18 protein-coding genes and 2 tRNA genes are annotated in these 19127 nt (G+C 25.2%); 14 read left to right on the forward strand and 6 right to left on the reverse strand.

The window, feature by feature from the left end; genetic code table 11:
- Positions 1-41: 41 nt before the first annotated feature.
- Entirely contained in the window at positions 42-554 is a 513-nt protein-coding gene (locus ACRYA_RS06785) for a peptidylprolyl isomerase (protein ID WP_105917941.1), read from the reverse strand.
- Between the two features lie 14 nt (positions 555-568).
- Positions 569-2422 carry a peptidoglycan D,D-transpeptidase FtsI family protein gene (locus tag ACRYA_RS06790; protein ID WP_105917940.1) on the reverse strand — a complete coding sequence of 618 codons (1854 nt, stop codon included), beginning with the start codon at positions 2420-2422 and terminating at the stop codon, positions 569-571.
- Between the two features lie 42 nt (positions 2423-2464).
- On the opposite strand from ACRYA_RS06790, the gene ACRYA_RS06795 reads away from it, so the two are divergent.
- Positions 2465-3733, forward strand: a complete 1269-nt coding sequence (locus ACRYA_RS06795) for an FtsW/RodA/SpoVE family cell cycle protein (protein ID WP_105917939.1) — start codon at positions 2465-2467, stop codon at positions 3731-3733.
- Entirely contained in the window at positions 3730-4755 is a 1026-nt protein-coding gene (locus ACRYA_RS06800; RefSeq protein WP_105917938.1) for a UDP-N-acetylglucosamine--N-acetylmuramyl-(pentapeptide) pyrophosphoryl-undecaprenol N-acetylglucosamine transferase, read from the forward strand. Before ACRYA_RS06795 ends, ACRYA_RS06800 begins: the two co-directional genes overlap by 4 nt.
- Here the strand turns inward: ACRYA_RS06800 and ACRYA_RS06805 are convergent.
- Positions 4752-5519, reverse strand: coding sequence for an undecaprenyl-diphosphate phosphatase (locus ACRYA_RS06805; protein ID WP_105917937.1), 768 nt, complete (start codon positions 5517-5519; stop codon positions 4752-4754). The two genes, ACRYA_RS06800 and ACRYA_RS06805, sit on opposite strands and share 4 nt — an antisense overlap.
- A complete protein-coding gene (locus tag ACRYA_RS06810; RefSeq protein WP_105917936.1) occupies positions 5516-6181 on the reverse strand; it encodes an MqnA/MqnD/SBP family protein in 666 nt (221 codons plus the stop codon). The genes ACRYA_RS06805 and ACRYA_RS06810 overlap by 4 nt, the downstream gene beginning before the upstream one ends.
- A 70-nt stretch (positions 6182-6251) precedes the next feature.
- Between ACRYA_RS06810 and ACRYA_RS06815 the strand changes: the two genes are divergently transcribed.
- The 12 genes from ACRYA_RS06815 (at position 6252) to ACRYA_RS06870 (ending at position 15473) form a co-directional block, all read left to right on the forward strand.
- Positions 6252-6473, forward strand: a complete 222-nt coding sequence (locus ACRYA_RS06815) for a MoaD/ThiS family protein (protein ID WP_066164942.1) — start codon at positions 6252-6254, stop codon at positions 6471-6473.
- Position 6474: 1 nt separating this feature from the next.
- Positions 6475-6924, forward strand: a complete 450-nt coding sequence (locus ACRYA_RS06820) for a molybdopterin synthase catalytic subunit (protein ID WP_105917935.1) — start codon at positions 6475-6477, stop codon at positions 6922-6924.
- The gene (gene hisJ, locus ACRYA_RS06825; protein ID WP_105917934.1) at positions 6921-7724 is read left to right on the forward strand and encodes a histidinol-phosphatase HisJ; all 804 of its coding nucleotides are present in this window, start codon (positions 6921-6923) and stop codon (positions 7722-7724) included. Before ACRYA_RS06820 ends, hisJ begins: the two co-directional genes overlap by 4 nt.
- Positions 7725-7761: 37 nt before the next feature.
- On the forward strand, positions 7762-9189 hold the full coding sequence (glnA, locus tag ACRYA_RS06830) for a type I glutamate--ammonia ligase (RefSeq protein ID WP_105917933.1): 1428 nt from the start codon (positions 7762-7764) through the stop codon (positions 9187-9189).
- Positions 9190-9369: 180 nt separating this feature from the next.
- The gene (ribH, locus tag ACRYA_RS06835) at positions 9370-9840 is read left to right on the forward strand and encodes a 6,7-dimethyl-8-ribityllumazine synthase (RefSeq protein ID WP_105917932.1); all 471 of its coding nucleotides are present in this window, start codon (positions 9370-9372) and stop codon (positions 9838-9840) included.
- Between the two features lies 1 nt (position 9841).
- Positions 9842-10240: a transcription antitermination factor NusB gene (gene nusB, locus ACRYA_RS06840; RefSeq protein WP_105917931.1), complete on the forward strand. Its 399-nt coding sequence runs from the start codon at positions 9842-9844 to the stop codon at positions 10238-10240.
- Between the two features lie 12 nt (positions 10241-10252).
- Positions 10253-10951 (forward strand): orotidine-5'-phosphate decarboxylase, encoded by a 699-nt coding sequence (pyrF, locus tag ACRYA_RS06845; protein ID WP_105917930.1) that lies wholly within the window; start codon positions 10253-10255, stop codon positions 10949-10951.
- An 81-nt stretch (positions 10952-11032) separates the two neighbouring features.
- Positions 11033-11123: transfer RNA gene (locus tag ACRYA_RS06850), tRNA-Ser, on the forward strand.
- A 2-nt stretch (positions 11124-11125) separates the two neighbouring features.
- A tRNA-Ile gene (locus tag ACRYA_RS06855) sits at positions 11126-11202 on the forward strand.
- A gap of 243 nt (positions 11203-11445) precedes the next feature.
- Positions 11446-12855: a hypothetical protein gene (locus ACRYA_RS06860; RefSeq protein WP_121443295.1), complete on the forward strand. Its 1410-nt coding sequence runs from the start codon at positions 11446-11448 to the stop codon at positions 12853-12855.
- A gap of 411 nt (positions 12856-13266) precedes the next feature.
- On the forward strand, positions 13267-14217 hold the full coding sequence (locus ACRYA_RS06865; protein ID WP_121443296.1) for a hypothetical protein: 951 nt from the start codon (positions 13267-13269) through the stop codon (positions 14215-14217).
- Between the two features lie 5 nt (positions 14218-14222).
- A complete protein-coding gene (locus tag ACRYA_RS06870) occupies positions 14223-15473 on the forward strand; it encodes a hypothetical protein (protein ID WP_170144478.1) in 1251 nt (416 codons plus the stop codon).
- Positions 15474-16219: 746 nt separating this feature from the next.
- Here ACRYA_RS06870 and ACRYA_RS06880 read toward each other — a convergent pair.
- Positions 16220-17023, reverse strand: coding sequence for a hypothetical protein (locus ACRYA_RS06880; protein WP_105917963.1), 804 nt, complete (start codon positions 17021-17023; stop codon positions 16220-16222).
- A gap of 140 nt (positions 17024-17163) precedes the next feature.
- Positions 17164-19068, reverse strand: coding sequence for a hypothetical protein (locus tag ACRYA_RS06885; protein ID WP_105917962.1), 1905 nt, complete (start codon positions 19066-19068; stop codon positions 17164-17166).
- Positions 19069-19127 lie beyond the last annotated feature (59 nt).

The raw sequence follows: 19127 nt of genomic DNA on the forward strand, positions 1-19127 counted from the left end.
AAAGGTGAGTTTAAAAACTCATCTTTTTTAAATTTTATATATTATATAGCTTCTAAAATCTCAATTTTGATTATCTCATCACCTTGTTTTATAGCATCTAAAGTTTTGAAACTACTATTTTGAATAACTTCAATTTGACCAAAAACAGTGTGATTACCATCTAAATGAGGGCAAGGTACAAAACATATAAAGAATTGACTACCTCCTGTATCTCTTCCTGCATGTGCCATTGAAAGGCTTCCTCTTTTATGATTTTGTTTAGGAGCATCAACCTCACATTTTATAGCCCAATCAGGTCCACCCATACCAGATTTTTCAGGACATCCACCTTGAGCCATAAAACCAGTGATTACTCTATGGAAATTTAATCCATCATAAAATCCATCATTTGCCAAAGTTACAAAATTTGCAACTGTATTTGGTGTCTCTTGATTGAAAAGTTTTATTAAAATCTCTCCATTTTTTGTAGTAATTTTTGCATAATTAAATTTTGCAAGTTCCTCTTTTGTATAACTATACTCTTTTAACTCTTTTCCAAATCTATTTGTACTCATAAATATCCTTTTTTTTAATTTTCTAAATTTATATCCTCTTTTGGGGATAAGTAGTTCAGTTTTATAAGATTTTGAATAATCTCTTTAAAAACTGGAACTGCTGATTGTGCTGCATAATAGTGTGGTCTTATTGGATTTGGATTTATTACTGTAACTCCAATAGTATATGAATTTCCTTTATCATCATTTACAAAACCAACAAAAGATGATATATATTTTTTCAAATACCCAGTTCCACCTGCAATTTGAGCTGTTCCTGTTTTTCCACCAATTTCAAGTCCCTCTATTCTAGCACTTCTTCCTGTTCCCTCTTGAACAGTTTTTATAAGCATTCTTTTCATCTCAGCTGCTGTCTCTTTTGAAATAACCTGCTCTGGTTCGTGAAAAAATGGAGATTGATATTTAGTATTGTTTCTAGTTAAATAAGAGACTATTTGTGGAGTAACCATAGCTCCATCATTATTAAATACACTATATGCTTTTATTAATTGAATAAAAGTTGAAGTCATACCTTGACCAAAAGATACTGTTGCTTTATAAATATTTGGTCTTTTTTGTTTGTCCCCAACAGAAAATTGCCAAAGCTTTGGCATAACACCTCTTTTTTCATAAGGTAAATCTATTCCTGTTTTTCTTGTAAATCCAAACTTTTTCATACCTTCATAAAACTCTGGACCTGTCAATCTTTGTGCAATTTGAAGAGTTCCTATATTTGAAGAAAATATTACAATATCGTCCATAGAAAGGTTTCCTTTTGGAAATGCATGGTCATCTTTTATTGTAAATTTTCCAAAAGGATAAGCACCTTTTGCCTGTGTTTGGTTATAAGCTGAAAAATACTCATTTTTTCTTACAACACCTTTATCCAATGCCAAAGATATTGACAAAGGTTTCACAACAGAACCTGGTTCAAATTGATACTCAATAGCATTTACATTTAGATATGGAATATCACTTTGTTTTATATTTTCTGGATTAAATCTATTTGAACTAGCCATTGAAATTATTTTTCCAGTACGGCTTTCCATGATTGTAAGTAAAATCTCATCAGCTTTTGTTCTTATTTTGTGATTATCTAGTGTTGTTTCATTGTTTTTTTGAAGTTTCAAAGGAATATTTAGATTTAGACTATAACCATCTATTCTGTGTTCCATTATTGAATTTTTATCAAAATATATGTAAGATATTACATCTCTATAACCCTTTAATATACCATCTTTTGCCTCATTTAGCTTTTGATCGTAAGACCTTTCTAGCCCTTTTACACCATCTACTTTTGTTTTACCTGTTTGTGACTCTATTTTTTTAATATATCCTAAAACAGGAGTTAAAGTATCATCATACGAAAATGTTCTTTTTTCTCCACTTTCACTAACTTCTAATCTTCTAATTAAACTTAAACTTCCACCTTTTCTTGGTACAAAAACATTTAATTGATTTAATTTTATATCAAGTTCTCGCAAGTTTTTTGCAGCTCTTGAATCTATATTATATGAAAGTACTAAAAGTCCAGGATTTTTATCTACTTCTTTAAATTTTTCACTCAATGTTTTATAATCTATTCCACTATAAATAGAAAAAAGTATCATAAAAAGCTCTTTTTTATCTGGGTTTAAATATCTTGTATCAACAGATGCTTTATATATTTTTTTAGAACTAACTAAATTAAAGCCATCTTCACTAATAATATTTCCACGAACAGCTAATTCACTCTTTTCACCAGTTAAAGTAGGAAGTGTTCTTTTTTCATGAATAGTTCTATATATAGAGAAGAGTACGATAAAAATTCCAAAAAAAAGTAGTAAAAGCAAAAATAAGATTTTCTTTGTTTTTTGTTTAATTTCTAAAAGTTTATAATCTATTTGCATTTTTTTGAAGACATCTTTATCCATAATGTTATATAATAAAGCATGGATTATATCAAAAATAAGATTAAATTACTAACTACAGGCGAAAACCTAAGAGAACCGGATTACTTTTTGTTTATTTTGGTTTCTATGCTTATTATTGTGAGCATAGTTTTTTCATATTCGCTTACTATTTATACTGTTGAGTTTTTAGGTTATGGACAGTTTCACTATATTTTAAGACAAGGTTTAGTTGGAATATTTTGTATATACCTAATGTGGTGGATGTCAAGATTAAATCCAAATAAAATAATGCATAAAACAGGGATGTTCCTTTTTGGTATTGGACTTTTTCTAATGGTTATAATGCCTTTTTTACCAGCTTCTTTGGTTACTGCTTCAGGTGGTGCAAATAGATGGATTAGGCTTCCTGGTATATCTTTGTCTCCAGTTGAGATATTTAAAATAGGTTTTATATATTTTTTATCTTGGTCATTTTTTAGAAAAGTTATACATCAACCAAAAAAAGGACTTTTTGGAGATTTATTACTACTTTCACCTTACTTTTTAGTATTTATTTTTATTGTTTTTTTAATTGCCGTTTTACAAAAAGATTTAGGACAAGTTGCATTACTAACTTCTATTATGCTTACATTAATTATATTTGCAAATAGATCCTTAAAAATAATCTTTGCATTAATTCTTATTGCAATTGTAGGTATGATAGTTCTAATAGCAGCAGCACCTCATAGAATAAATAGAATTCACTCTTGGTGGTCTATGGTTCAAGATGGTATTTTATCAGTTCTACCTGGAACGTTTGAGCAATACTTAAGAATAAAAAACTTACCAGAACCATATCAAGTATCACACTCTTTAAATGCAATTCACAATGGAGGATTTTTTGGGCAAGGTATCTCTTTTGGAGATTTAAAAGTTGGTTTTTTAAGTGAAGTTCACACTGACTTCGTTATTGCTGGTATAACAGAAGAGATAGGTTGGATTGGAACATTTCTTATAACTACTATTTTAATGTTGATTATATTAAGAATTTTAGCAATTAGTAGAAAAGTTGATAGCAAAATATTTCATCTTTTTACAACAGGAATTGCTCTTATGATTATTGTTGCATTTTTAATAAATGGTGCTGGAATTTCAGGAATTATTCCTATAAAAGGAATTGCTGTTCCATTTTTATCATATGGTGGTTCATCTTTGATTACAAGCTCATTTGCAATAGGATTAGTACTTTCAATTAGTAGAACTGTGAAAAAGTATGAACCACAAAAAAGTATTATAAAAGAAAAACCTCAAAGGATAATTATTAGATGAGTAAAGTTATTGTAATAACTGGTGGCGGAACTGGTGGTCATCTAAAAATTGCTGATGTTTTTATTAATGAGTTTAAAAAAAGAGGTTTTGAAGTTATTTTTATAGGTTCAAGCTATGGGCAGGATAAGTTTTGGTTTGAAAATGATGATAGATTAAAAGAGAAATTTTTTTTAAATACAAGTGGAGTTGTAAATAAAAGTGGAATTGCTAAGCTTTTTTCTCTTTTAAATATATTTTATAAAGCTATTTTTTGTTTGAAGATTTTAAAAAAGCATGGAGTTAAAACAGTTATTTCTGTTGGTGGATTTAGTGCAGCAAGCACTAGCATTGCAACTATTTTAAAAAAAGATTGTAATCTTTTTTTACATGAGCAAAACTCAAAAATCGGAGCATTAAATGCTAAAACTTTAAAATATACAAAAAAAGCATACTCATCTTTTCATGACTTTTCATCTATAAAAGATTATCCAGTAGATATTAAATTTTTCCAAAATGCAAGAGTTAGAAAAAAGATTAAAACTATTGCATTTTTTGGTGGCTCACAAGGAGCTGTTGCCATAAATAATTTTGCACTAAAAGTTGCACCAAAACTAAATGAAATGGGAATAAGAATAATTCATCAAGCTGGAAAGAATGATTTTTTAAGAGTAAAAAATGAATATAAAAAATTAAATATAGATGCAGATGTTTTTGATTTTACAAAAGATATTTTACAAAAAATGAATGAAGCTGATTTTTGTGTAAGCCGTGCTGGTGCTTCAACACTTTTTGAGCTTTGTGCAAACAATCTTCCAACTTTTTTTATACCATTTAAGTATGCAGCTCAAAATCATCAATACTATAATGCAAAAGCTTTGTGTGAGCAAAACCTATGCTTTTTACAAAATGAAGATGAATTAGATGAGAACTACTTTTTTGATTCTTTAAAAAATAGTGATATAGAAAAGATTAGCATAGGTTTAAAAGAGTTTATTAAACCAAATGCTATAGAAAAAATTGTAGATGATATTTTAAAAAATTAAAACAACAAAAGTATCAAAACCCCAAAAACAATTCTATAAATTCCAAAAGCTACAAAGGTAAATTTCTCTAAAAACTTCAAAAACAGTTTGATTACCAAATAAGCAACAACAAAAGATGTCACAAAACCAACAGCTAAGTTTATAAAATTTCCATCTTGTAAAATCTCTGCGTGGTGTTTATAAACATCATAAAAAGTGGTAGCACACATAACAGGAACAGCAAGTAAAAACGAGAACTCAGCACTTGCTTTTCTATTAAATCCTACAAGCATAGCTCCAATTATACTTGCACCCGCACGGCTTGTTCCTGGAATTAGTGCAGCTATTTGAGCAAGACCAATAAATAAAGCTTGTTTGTAACTCACATCTTCAACATCGCAGATATGTTTTTTATTTTCATCATAAAACTTCTCAACAATTAAAAATATTACTCCACCAATAATAAACATCCAAGCTACAATCTCAATACTAAACATAGCTTTTATTTGACTTGAAAAAATAAATCCAACAATTCCTATAGGTAAAAACGAAATAGCAATTTTTATCCATAAATTTATATGTTTAAATGTAAATTTAGATGGATAAATAAAAACCAAAGCCATGATTGCTGCAAATTGAATTATTATTTCAAAAGCCTTATTTACACTGTTTTGTTCAATTCCCAAAAAATCACTTAAAACTATTAAATGTCCTGTAGAAGATACTGGTATAAACTCAGTAATTCCTTCTATAATTCCTAACCAAATTGCATCAAATATACTCAAATTATCCCCTTGTTTTTTGTAAGTTTTAAAAATAGTTTTAAAGCACGTTTCTCTTTATATCCAATATCGTAATCAATTTTTGTAAGATAATTCAAGATATTTTGTTTTGAAATACCACTTCTTTTTGAGTATTGTTCTAAGATATATTGAGGAATTTTTATTTTTCTTTTATCAAAATCTTTTGTAAGTTTTTTTAACCTTTTTTCATATTTGTTGTAACATAAAACTGCAAATACAAAAGGAAGGTTATATTTATTTTGCCACTGTTTTGCTAAATCTATAAAATCTTCATCTTTATTATCATGATAAAATTTTAAGGCTTTATCTCCAATAATTACTTCCCCCTCTAGTTCTAAAACTTTTGCAAGAGCATTTGAAGTTTTTGATTGAAAATCATCTTTTTTCTCTCTATTTGGAAGTACTAATACAGATAAAACTTCATCTCTTGCAATTATTCCAAAATCCAAAAACTTCTCATTTTTTGAACCAATTGAAGAGATAAAAGCACTGTGAGTTTTTCTTTTTTTAAAACTATTTGTAATTTTCGATGGATATGATTTTTTGTACTCAATACTTGATTTAAGTTGGTTTGATTTTATATTTTTTTTGATATAAATGTGAAAAGGTAATAAGTTTATAAAATCAATTTTTGAGAATATCATAGCTTTGTTGCCTTTAGTCTTTAAAATTAAAGCTGATATAATAGTATAAAAAGAATTAGAAGGTATTAAAATGGTTAAAGTAGAGTTTTTAGGACCTATAAATAAAGAGAGTATAGATTTAGATATAAAAAATTTAAGTGAGCTATCAAATATTTTGAAAAATGATGAAAAAATATCTTCTTGGCTTGAAACTTGTGCAGTTGCCGTAAATGATACTTTAGTTTTTTCAAAAAACTTTGAGTTAAAATCTGGTGATAAAATTTCACTTCTTCCTCCTGTTTGTGGTGGTTAAAATGTTTAAGGAAGATTTACAAATACACAAAGGTGATTTACCAATAGAAAATATTCACAACTCTTGGTATGAAAAGTATAAAAATTTAAATTATGGTGCATTTATAACTTTTGTTGGAATTATTAGAGATGAAGATGATATTGATGGGCTATCTTTTGATATTTATGAACCAATTTTGAAAAAATGGTTTGCATCTTGGCAAGAAAAAGCAAAAATTAAAAATGCAATAGTTTTTATGGCTCACAGCATTGGTGATGTAAAAAATCATGAAAGCTCATACATAGCTGGAGTTTGTAGTCCAAAAAGAAGAGTTGCTTTAGAGTTAATAGATGAGTTTGTTGAAGATTTTAAGAAAAATGCACCAATTTGGAAATATGATTTAAGAGATAATCAAAGAATTTATGCAAAAGATAGAAGTCAAAAAATAGATGGTGCTGGGATTTTATCATGAACAAAAAAGTAAGAGTAGATTTACACAATCACACAACACTTTGTAACCATGCAATTGGAAGTGTTGAAGAGTACGTAAAAAGAGCAATAGAATTAGGAGTTGATGAGTATGGATTTGCTTGTCATGCACCTATGAATTTTGATCCAAAATATAGAATGAAGCTTGAAGAGAGATCTTTATACGAATCTTGGGTAAACGAAGTAAAAGAAAAATACAAAGATAAAATAAAAGTTCTTTTAGCTTATGAAGTTGATTTTCTAAATGGCTTTATGCTTGATGAGATTTTAGATGCAAATGTTGATTATTTAATAGGTTCTGTACACTTTTTACAAAATAAAAATGAAATGTGGGGGTTTGATAACCCTGAATTTATAGGTGTTTATGAAAGTGTTGATATAGATAAGATTTGGGAAGATTACTTTGATGCAATTGAAGCTATGGCAAAAACAAACTATTTTCAAATAGTTGGACATTTGGATTTGATAAAAGTTTTCAAATTTTTACCAAAAAAAGATGTTAGATTAATTGCAAAAAATGCCTTAAAACAGATAAAAAAATCAAATATGATTTTAGAATTGAATCCAGCTGGACTAAGAAAACCAATAGGAGAACCTTATCCTTCAAAGCAACTCTTAGAAGAGGCTTTTTCTTTAGGAATAAATATCACATTTGGTTCAGATGCTCATAGTATTGAGCACGTTGGTTTTGGATACAATGAAATTACTTCTTTAGCAAAAGAGGTTGGATACACAAAATGTGCTACTTTTTATAAAAAAGAGATGAGTTTAATTGAGTTTTAGATAAAATAGTAACTTAAAAATTTTTGGAGTTAAAAAAATGGGAAAATTTGTAAATAATATAGAAGAGTTTTTTAAGTTTTGTAGTGAAAATGAAGTAAAATTTGTAGATTTTAGATTTACTGATTTAAAAGGAACATGGCACCATGTAACTTATAATATTAAAGCAGTAAATAAAGATTTACTAGCAAATGGAATGCCTTTTGATGGTTCATCTATTGATGCTTGGCAACCAATTCATAAGTCAGATATGATTTTGAAACCAGATGTTCCAACTGCATTTTTAGACCCATTTACAGCTGATAGCACAATAATTGTAATTTGTGATGTTTATGATATTTATGAAAACCACATGTATGAAAAATGTCCAAGATCGATTGCAAAAAAAGCAGTTGAATACCTAGCAGAAGCTAATATTGGTGATGTTGCATATTTTGGTCCTGAAAATGAATTCTTTATTTTTGACGATGTTAAAATTATAGATAGCGTAAATGAATCTTATTTTAGAGTTGATTGTGAAGATGGAGAGTGGAATGATGCGAAAAACTATGAGGGTGGAAACATCGGGCATAGAGCTAGACTTAAAGGTGGATATTTCCCAGTAGCTCCTATTGATAATGGAGTTGATATAAGAGCTGAAATGATGCAAGTATTGGAGCAAGTTGGTCTTGAAGTAACATTAGGTCACCACGAAGTTGCCCAAGGACAACATGAAATTGGTATTGTTTTTGGAGATTTAATTGAAGCTAGTGATAATGTTCAAAAACTAAAATACGTAATAAAAATGGTTGCACATCTAAATGGAAAATCTGCAACATTTATGCCAAAACCACTTTATGGTGATAATGGAAGCGGAATGCATGTTCACCAAAGTATATGGAAAGATGGTAAAAACCTATTTTATAAACAAGGTGAATATGGAAATTTAAGTGATATAGCAAGATGGTATATAGGTGGAATTTTTAAACATGCACGAGCACTTGCTGCATTTACAAATCCATCTACAAACTCTTATAAAAGATTAATTCCTGGATTTGAAGCACCTTCAATTTTAACTTATTCATCACAAAATAGAAGTGCATCTTGTAGAATTCCTTATGGAGCTGGAGAAAAAGCAACAAGAGTTGAAATGAGATTTCCAGACTCAACAGCTTGTCCATATTTAGCATTTTCAGCTATGTTAATGGCTGGACTTGATGGAATAAAAAATAAATATGAACCAATTGGTCCTATGGATGATGATTTATTTGAGTTATCTTTAGATGAGATAAGAGATAGAGATATTCCTCAAATGCCTCATACTTTAAGAGGTTCATTAGAGGCATTAATTAGATACAATGACTTTTTAAGACCTGTATTTACTAAAAAAATGATAGATACTTATCAACACTACAAGTTTTCAACTCAAGTTTGGCCTTATGAAGCAAGACCTACGCCATTTGAATTCAAAACTATGTACTCTTGCTAATTTCGTAAGATAAGAGTAAAACTCTTATCTTATTTTTAATACTTTTACTAAACCTATATCTTTTTTAAACAAACTAAATAATAAAAAATCTCTTATAAATAGTTAATAAAATATTGCTTTTAAAAATTAAGCACTCTTTTTGTATAATAAAAGCTATTTTTAAAGATTTTGGAGTTTATAATGAGAGTAATAGAAGGTTCTTTAAGGCTAAAAGGAAATGAAAAAGTAGCCATAATAAATGGAAGATTTAACCACATAATAACTGATAGATTAGTAGAAGGTGCAAAAGATTCATTCAAAAGACATGGTGGGAATGAAGCAAATTTAGATTTAATTTTAGTTCCAGGAGCTTTTGAAATACCTTTTGCTCTTGAAAAAGCACTATCAAGTGGAAAATATGATGCTGTTTGTTGTGTTGGAGCAGTTATAAGAGGAGCTACTCCTCATTTTGACTATATTAGTGCAGAAGCAACAAAAGGAATAGCAACAGTTGCTTTAAAATATGGAAAACCTGTATCAAATGGTGTTTTAACAACAGATACAATAGAGCAAGCAATTGAGCGAGCTGGTTCAAAAGTTGGTAATAAAGGTGCTGAAGCTATGGTTACAATAATAGAGATGCTAGATTTATATAGCGAAATGGAAAAATAATTTGGCAACAAGAACACAAGCAAGAGAGTCTGTAATTGGACTTTTATATGCATATGATTTAGGCAATGAAGAGATTGTAAAATTTGTTGATGATATTTTAGAAGAAAAAAAAATAAGAAATAGCCAAAAAGAGTTTGCTTTAAATCTATTTAATGGAACTATCAAAAATATTTCAAAAATAGATGAAGAGATAGTAAAACATCTTACTCAAGGTACAATTCAAGATGTTGGAAGTGTTGAAAAATCAATATTAAGGCTTGCCGTTTATGAGATAACATTTGAGAATTTATCAAAAGCAATAGTTATAAATGAAGCAATTGAACTATCAAAAAAATTAGCAAGTGATGGTGCTCCAAAGTTTATAAATGCTATTTTAGACCAAATAAAAATAGATAATTAAAAGGTCAAATTTATGAAAACAAATATGAAACTTTGTGTATCTTTAGATTTAGAAAGTAGTGAAGAAAATCTTGCTTTAGTTGAAAAAATCAAAGATTTTGATATTTGGTTGAAAGTTGGATTTAGAACATATCTAAGAGATGGAAAGAAATTTTTAGAAGATTTAAAAGCCATAAATCCAAACTTTAAAATCTTTTTGGATCTTAAATTATATGATATTCCAAATACAATGGCAGATGCGGCAGAAGATATTTCAAACTTTGGGCTTGTTGATATGTTTAATGTTCATGCAAGTGCAGGAAAATTTGCAATGCAAACAGTGATGGAAAGAATAAAAAATATTCCAAATAGACCTTTAGTTTTAGCTGTTACTGCTCTTACTTCATTTGATAATAGTAGTTTTAAAGAAATTTATGGAAAAGATATAGATATAAAAGCAACAGAGTTTGCAAAAAATACATTTGAAGCTGGACTAGATGGTGTTGTTTGTTCAGCTTTTGAAAGTATTGATATAAAAAATCACACAAATAATGAATTTATAACACTATGTCCTGGTATTCGTCCTTTTGGGGAAAATAGTGGTGATCAAAAAAGAGTTGCTGATATAAACTTTTCAAAAGAAAACTTAGTAGATTTTATAGTTGTAGGTCGTCCTATATATAAAAATAAAAATCCAGAAGATATAGTAGAGAAAATATTAAAAAATATATAAAAATAGCAAACAGTTAAGGGGTTTTTAAGAGATTTTCTCTTATAATTCCCGTCCTGATTTTATGAACTTAAAATTAGAAACGGACAGTTGGGTGAGTTGGCTGAAACCACCTCCCTGCTAAGGAGACGTACTGGTAACGGTACCGAGGGTTCAAATCCCTCACTGTCCGCCACTGGGTCGTTAGCTCAGCTGGTTAGAGCACTCGGCTCATAACCGAGTGGTCGAAGGTTCGAGTCCTTCACGACCCACCAGCTTAAAAGCCTATATCTAGGCACTTTAAAACAAAAAAATCAAAAATTTAATTTATCATCAAAATTTATTTTTAATACATTTTTAATACAAAAACTATTTATCTATAAATTTTTATTCAAGAAAAAGGTTTTCAATTATTTTTATGTTAAAATACAGATGCTAGCTTAATTTAATACTATGTTATATAAATTAAATTTATATAATGTATAAATCTTTAAAAATAAGGAATTATATTAATATCTATGTATGATAAAATAAATGATATCATCAACAAAACAAATCTATTTAAAACTTTAGAATTAAAAATTGATTTACAAAATCTAATTCCAGTTAATACAAATATGTTTCCAAATCAAGATCTTAGTCACAAAATATTAAACATATATTGCCTAAATACAAATTTTAATAATGATATTAAATTTAACGATATATGTGATGAAATTGATAAAATATATCCATTATTATCAGAATTAGAAAATAATATTTTCGTAGAATTTATTTTTAAAAATTGCACTGTAACTTTTTCAAATAATTTTTATTTACCTAAAATAGCTTTTTCCTATTTTTTAGAATCACTTATAAATATTTATATTAATATAGCAAATTCAGTAAAACAATTAGAAATAACATATTCTAATTTTAGAAATTGTATATTTAAAAATATTAGTATTTTTACAAATATTGATCAAATTAAAATTGATTTATATAATTCAAAAATTGAATACTTTCAATTAATAGATATTCAATTACTAAACAAAGATTTAAATAAAATTAAAATAATTAATTCTGAAGTTTCAAGTTTAAATATTCAAAATATAACTTCAGAAATAGATATATTTTTATCCAATATTAGTACTCCAGAAAATGATCAAAATGTACTAATATACTTAAATAATTCAACATTTAATGGTAGATTTATTTTAAAAGATAGTAATTTTAATGCTAGTTTAAATACAGAAAATACAACTTTTAATAAAGAAGTTTCTTTTAAAAATTTACAAATATTATCATTAGATTTAGATTCTACATTTTTTAATAGTAATTGTGATTTTTCAGAATTAAATATAAGAAATAAAGAAAGTATAACTAGAGGTACCGCTAGGAAAATAAAGTATATCCTTGAAAAAGATAGTAATAAAATTGAATCAAACTTATTTCATAGTTATGAGCTTAAAGCTAAAAAAAAAGAGTTAGATAAGGCACCAAATAATTTAGAAAATATTTTAGATAAAACAATTTTCTTATTTAATGAAAAAACTTCAAATCATGGTTTAAATTGGATACTACCAATTTTTTGGATGTTCTTTATAGGATTATATTATAGCACTTATTTCTATAGTGGAAATTTTAACTTTTTACTAAGTATATTATTCTGGATTTCTATCGTATCATCTACATATTTTTTAATTAAATCTGAAAATAAGCTATTAACTAACTATATTTTATCATTGATTCCAGCATCATTATTTTATATAATTGTAGTGTATACGTTAAATGATTTTGAAATTGATTCAATATTTAAATTTTTAAATATTATTAATTTTAAAGAAGATGAAAATATAAGTTTAAGTGAAAATACAATTTCTAAAGTTATTATGGGTTATTTAATTTATCAATTTATTGTTTCAATTAGAAAAGATACTAGAAAATAAAACTTATGTATATTCAGACAAGACAAAATGTTATTAGTTTAGTATTTAGAATGGTAAATTTAAGAGTTATTAAATCTAAAATAATAATTCTAAAGCATTTTTTAAATAATTAAAAACTATAGATCAAAACTACTAAATATTAAGGTTATTGAAAGTTTTCATCACAAAAATGATACTGTTATTTATTCACTCCTATAGTTTTGCAAAAAATAGTTACTTGCATTGGACTTATAACTAGTGTTCGAAGGTTTGAGTACTCCACGACCACCAGCTTAAAAACTTATATATTTGTACTTTCGAACAAGAGAATCGCACATATAATTTTTATTAAAAATTTATTTTAATTATTATTTAACTTGACTTATTTGATATATATAGTACAATAAAAAAATAATTAGGGGAAATATTTAAATGTTAAAAAACAATAAAACAATTATATATATAGTTTTTTTTCTTACTTGTCTTTTTCTTATACTATACTATTTATTTAGTCCTTCTGATTATTCTGATCAAGAAGAAAAAATTGATAATATAGAATTGAAAATTAACAGTGCAACAAATGTTCTAGAAAAAAATACCGAACAAAATTATAATTATTATTTAAATAAAACTAATTTATTAGACATAAATATAAATGAAAGTATTGAAAACTTAAAATTTGTAGAATTTGATTCAAATATTTTAGAAATTATAAAAATTGATAGTGTTACTACTAATTTAAAATCAAAATATGAACTTATTCCAGGTAAATATAAACTAAAAATTAACAATAAAGAAGATACAAAATCCAAAAGTTTAGATTTTAATGTAATCTATTTGTTTGATTCAAAAAATGAAAATTTTAATAATTTTAATAATAATTGGATTCTTGATCCCAAGTGTAATAATATTGATATTTTAAATATTGGTATAAAATTAGGCGGTAATTGTTCTGCTAAGAAATTAATTTCTGTTGAATATATAAAAAATTTTGATAAAGATATTACTTTGGAATTTGATTTTACTTTTTTACCTAGAACAAAGACAATTGATATGCAGTTAACTTTTGGTGAAAGATTATATATCAATTTTGATAATAAAAAAATTACATTTAATAGAAATGAAATAGATAAAAATAAAATAGTAAAAGAAATTAACTATCATAAATTTAAAAATAATCATAAATATAAGATCATATATTCAAGAGAAAAAGATCTATATAAACTTCAAGTTATTGACTACATCTCAAATGAAAAATACTATGAAATTGAATATCTAGATGATAACTTAAATAAAAAAAATAAATACCGTTATGATAATATAAGAATTTCTGTTGGTAGTAATAATTCAATACTTTTAATCGAAAGAGTTAAAATTAATTAATGGATTTGTTTAAATTATTGCTTGATTTTTTTAAAGAGTTACCTTCAAAAGTTCAGATCTTTATATTATTACCAATAATTATATTATTATTTTATATTATAAAAGAATATAATATCAATTCTAGTGGTTTAACCAAAAAACAACATTTTAATTTTGAAACGGTACTAAGTAATCCAAATGATAACACAGAATATGAACTAAAAATAAATGATGAACCTTGTGAAAAAGTTGATTCAAATAAATATTCATGCGAAGAATTAAAAAAAGGAAAACATTCTTATACTTTTGGAAAGTATAGAGGAAAGATAGTAATTGAAGAAAATCAATATGCATATAAAATTAAAATAGATAACATTGATTATATGATAGAAGCACACGATTTGTCACTAAAGAAAGGTATTCTACATGGTAAATTTGCAATTAAAGAAAAATATGGTACTCACAAATATAGTAGTAATAATAAAATTACACCTTTCAACTTATATAGAACAGAAATAGATAGTTATAAAACAAAGGATGGAATTATTACATTTAAAAAAAAATGGGATGAAATCGCTAATGAGTATTACAGCAATAAAAAATTATATACTGAGTATACCGTTGAAGAATCTAAATATAGAACTTCTAAATATTACCTATTATCAAAAGATTTAGATATAAATAATATTTTCTCAGTTAGTAATGACCATACTGAACAAAAACTAGATATAAATGAATATTTAGGAATTGATAATAATTTAATTGTTTACAATAAAGATAATATTCCTAATATTAACTTAATTATGCTGAGAGCGAAAGAAGAAAATGATCTAAATGGTTTTATTAAATTTAATTTAATTGATATTCACAAGGATACAAAAATAAATTTATATTTTGGTAAAAATAAATTATTATCATTATTCTATCCAAATTATTATATTCACAAAGTTTCAGATGATAAAGTTTCAGATGATTTTGATGTTATACCAATGTATCAGTATGACAAAAATGTAAACTTGAAAGAAAAGTACTTAATTAAAAAAATTGAGATTATTTTTATAAAAGACGTAGATAATTGTACAATAAAAGCTACTACAGATAATCATAAAACAGTAATATCAACTTTTAAATGTAAAACTAAAAAAATTGAAAATAATAATTTAGATATAAATTTTCAATTAAATGTTGAATCTCAAACAAAATGTTCTGGAAGTAAAGATTGTATTTTATTTAAAGTTTCAGATATTCAAACAGGAATAGAAACAAATGGAATTTAAGTTCTTATTATCCTATTATAATAAATATAACAAATTTAGATATTTTTAGTTTAAGTACTACATTATATCAATCTTTTTTCTATTCAAATATAGTTTTTTACTTTCAGAATACTTATTGAAGAATTTATTATCTATTTTTTGAAATTTTTTATTATTTTTCATTAATAATAATTTCCATAATTCATAAAAAAATATCATCAATAACAAAATTATAAATAAAGAAATATATTCATTAATATTTTTTAAAATTTTATAAAAATAAATATAAATTGTTATGTAAAAAAATATCATAGGACTAAAATATATTGCAAAATTTTTTGATATAAGGCTATCAAAAATAAATATAAAAGGATAAAAGATAAAAAACATATATTTTTTAAAAGTTACATTATGAGTTGATTTTATTATTTTATATAAAAGCTTAAAAGAAAATGAATCATTAAGTTCTCTGATAATATTATTATCATTTATAAGAAATGAATAATATACAATAAAAAAATAACAACTTAGAAATAATAAAATTTTATCTAGTGAATCTAATATTTGTATTTTTGATAAATCTAAAGTAAGAAAATACAAATTTACCATATTTATATTGTTTTGCTCAGCAACAGTAGTTATAAATAATAAAATAAGACTTATCATCAAATTTCTTTTAGTAGTAATAATATTATGATAATCAACTAACATGTTATTTTTCCCTTTTAAATAAAGTTTTTATATAATCACTATATCTTTAATTATATTCAATTAGAATTTTTAATATTAACATATTCATCAAATTCTTTAATTATTTGTTGAAGATAATTTTGCATACTTTCATTAAATTGAATAAGTGGATTAAAATCTTTTTCTATCTTGCACAAATATTGATCTTGTTTATATTCTATCATAGAAATAAATTTTTTACCAAAAGTAGTTATCAAATCATTATAAATATCTTTTTTAATTGTAAATTGATTAACACCATGAGCAAATCTATTTCTAAGTTCATTCATTAGTCTAAGCTGTCTCCAATTATAATTGTCTATCAATTTAATATTAATTCCTATTTCTTTATTTATAGCATCTACAATAGTTTTTATATCAGAAAAATCCTTCTTCTCATTTGAACAGAACTTTTTACACAAAATTTTTTTAATACTCTTTTTGAGTATCTTTTCAAATAATCTTTCAGATGAATAAATAGTGTTATGTTCATTTTTTATATGAGTATATAAATCTTTAAATAGTTTTTCTATTAAAGCCACATGTCTAACTAAAATTGATTGTATTATATGGCTTAATATACTATCATGTTCATTTTCCAAATCTTCATAATGATACTTTAATTCTTCTACAAGGATATTATTTGGCAATTTTTTATTTTTAAATTCATAAAAATTATTTTCAAATCCATCTAAAAAAATTGAATTATAAGCATTATAAAAATCATTTTCTATACTTTCAATTCTATTACTAAATGATTCATTTAAAAATTTCAATGCATTATTTAAATATTTTAGCTCTTCTAATAAATAGTAAATTTTTAAAAAAATTTCATCTGGCATATAATTAATCCTTTCTTTTTTATAAAATTACATTATTTTAACGTATCGGCTTATAACAAAAGTAATATTATTATTAATTTTAAATAGACATTGTCTTTAATTTAATTATCTCTATTAATTATGAATCATACCAACTTAATTTATAAATCTAATTTCACTATCTCTTTTGGCTCACCCTCTTCTATAACTTTTAAAAGACTATCCCTCGCTTCGTCAAGACTTTCTTTACTAAAATCAAGCACATCTTCATCTTTTGATTCTTCTGGTATATAATCTATTGATTTTGATTTATTTAATTTTTCATAATATAAATTAATTGCTTGTATTTCTTGCTCTGAATAATTTAATTTAGTTAAAAATTCATATCTATCTTGTAGGGACATATTTTCTATTTTTACTAGTATTTGTTTTATAGTTTCATCTTCAAACTCTTTTGATGCTGTTACAGATATATTTCCTAATTTTAAACCTCTTGCTTCGTATAGTTCTAGCATTAGTTTTACTTGTTCTGTAACATCTTCTTTTAAAAATATTGTATCTCTTGATTTTGTTGCTACTATTGATTTTTCTTTATCTTTGATTGTTAAATCTTTATATTTATGCTTAAACTCTACTTCATTATCTAATTTATTTATATAGTAGTTCTCTAAGCTAATATTTGGCTCTATTTTATAGATTGTATAAAATATCTTATTGTTGTAAGTTTTTTGTTTTAAAGGTATGTAATCATTGATTTTGGCTTTATAATTTGATAGTTCTGTTTGTATAGTAGAAGCTTTTATATCAACATTGTTTTTATATGCTGTTGTAAGGTTTTTATAGTTTAAATCTAGTGAGTTTAAATAAACTGTATAGTTTTCATTATTGTTTGTAAATGTGAACCCTACTCGCTCTCTTTTACCCTCTACATTTTTAGCTTTAAATTTGATATTTTCATAACCAAGATTTTGCATCAACTCTAAGAAGTGTTTATCATTCTTAACAACTTTTAAAATCTTTGTTACATCTTCTTTTACATTAAAAGATAGAGATTTTTTATATTTCTCATTACTAGAATCTTTTGAGGTCATTTTTTTATTTATATCTATATTTACATCTGTAAAATCTAAATCTATTTTTTTAAATACGTTTCCTCTTTGCTCTAACTCTTTAGTAACTACATTATTAAAACCAAAGTTATATTCAATAAAAGCTCTAGCTATTTTATTCTCTCTAATTTTAATTAATTCCTTTATATCTTTAACATTTCCACTATTTATAATATCAAGGCTTTTAATTTGATCTTCATTAAAAAATAGTGGGAAATCTTCACTTTTAAGATTTTTACCATCATATATAAAATCAATATTCTGTCTGATTAGTCTTTGTTTAAAATCTGTCATACCTTTTATATAGTATTGGATATTTTCAGTTCTTTTATAATGTTTTATAAACTCTTGTATATATTTATTTACTTGTCCACTTTGAACTGCATTTAAGAAGTGTTGATCATCAACTCTTTTATTAAACCAAGTAAATTTTGTAGCTTGTTTTTTAGTAATTAAATCTGTATCATTTGATACATTCTCATTAAAATTAAATGTAAGGTTATGTTTTAAAGCTACTTCATTTATCATTCTTCTTAAATTTAAATATCCTAGCCCTACTTTTGTACTTTTTTCATATCTGTTTTTTAGCTTTTGAGGAATTAATAAATGAAAGTGTGGTTCTACTTCATAGTTTTTTGAATTGATAGAATCACTATCAGTGTTATGATAAGCAAATAGCATATTAGAAAAATCTAAAGACATTTTTCTTTTTGGTTTTTTAGATCCTTGTGATTCATAAAATACATACTCATACTCTTTTAAATCTTCAAAGAATTTACTCATAACAATATCTATATCTTTTTGAGATTTACAATTATGATTAATAATGAGTTGGCTCTTATCTACTGAAAAAGTAAAGTGAATATTTTTATCATCTGCTAGATTAAAATAAGAAGGTAAATTGTTACTAACAAGTGCAGCATGATCTAAAATATGATCCTCTAAATTCCAACTCATTTTATTAATCCTTAGTTGTTTGAAAGTGTGCGAAGCACACTAAAATAAGAAGTATTTTA

This window comes from Aliarcobacter cryaerophilus ATCC 43158 (genome assembly GCF_003660105.1).
Classification (GTDB): Bacteria; Campylobacterota; Campylobacteria; order Campylobacterales; family Arcobacteraceae; genus Aliarcobacter; species Aliarcobacter cryaerophilus.

Excerpts from the sequence above, each read along its gene's own strand:
- ACRYA_RS06785 (WP_105917941.1), bottom strand. The coding sequence starts at position 554 with ATGAGTACAAATAGATTTGGAAAAGAGTTAAAAGAGTATAGTTATACA.
- ACRYA_RS06790 (WP_105917940.1), bottom strand. The coding sequence starts at position 2,422 with ATGCAAATAGATTATAAACTTTTAGAAATTAAACAAAAAACAAAGAAA.
- ACRYA_RS06795 (WP_105917939.1), top strand. The coding sequence starts at position 2,465 with ATGGATTATATCAAAAATAAGATTAAATTACTAACTACAGGCGAAAAC.
- ACRYA_RS06800 (WP_105917938.1), top strand. The coding sequence starts at position 3,730 with ATGAGTAAAGTTATTGTAATAACTGGTGGCGGAACTGGTGGTCATCTA.
- ACRYA_RS06810 (WP_105917936.1), bottom strand. The coding sequence starts at position 6,181 with ATGATATTCTCAAAAATTGATTTTATAAACTTATTACCTTTTCACATT.
- ACRYA_RS06815 (WP_066164942.1), top strand. The coding sequence starts at position 6,252 with ATGGTTAAAGTAGAGTTTTTAGGACCTATAAATAAAGAGAGTATAGAT.
- ACRYA_RS06820 (WP_105917935.1), top strand. The coding sequence starts at position 6,475 with ATGTTTAAGGAAGATTTACAAATACACAAAGGTGATTTACCAATAGAA.
- hisJ (WP_105917934.1), top strand. The coding sequence starts at position 6,921 with ATGAACAAAAAAGTAAGAGTAGATTTACACAATCACACAACACTTTGT.
- glnA (WP_105917933.1), top strand. The coding sequence starts at position 7,762 with ATGGGAAAATTTGTAAATAATATAGAAGAGTTTTTTAAGTTTTGTAGT.
- ribH (WP_105917932.1), top strand. The coding sequence starts at position 9,370 with ATGAGAGTAATAGAAGGTTCTTTAAGGCTAAAAGGAAATGAAAAAGTA.
- pyrF (WP_105917930.1), top strand. The coding sequence starts at position 10,253 with ATGAAAACAAATATGAAACTTTGTGTATCTTTAGATTTAGAAAGTAGT.
- ACRYA_RS06860 (WP_121443295.1), top strand. The coding sequence starts at position 11,446 with ATGTATGATAAAATAAATGATATCATCAACAAAACAAATCTATTTAAA.
- ACRYA_RS06865 (WP_121443296.1), top strand. The coding sequence starts at position 13,267 with ATGTTAAAAAACAATAAAACAATTATATATATAGTTTTTTTTCTTACT.
- ACRYA_RS06880 (WP_105917963.1), bottom strand. The coding sequence starts at position 17,023 with ATGCCAGATGAAATTTTTTTAAAAATTTACTATTTATTAGAAGAGCTA.
- ACRYA_RS06885 (WP_105917962.1), bottom strand. The coding sequence starts at position 19,068 with ATGAGTTGGAATTTAGAGGATCATATTTTAGATCATGCTGCACTTGTT.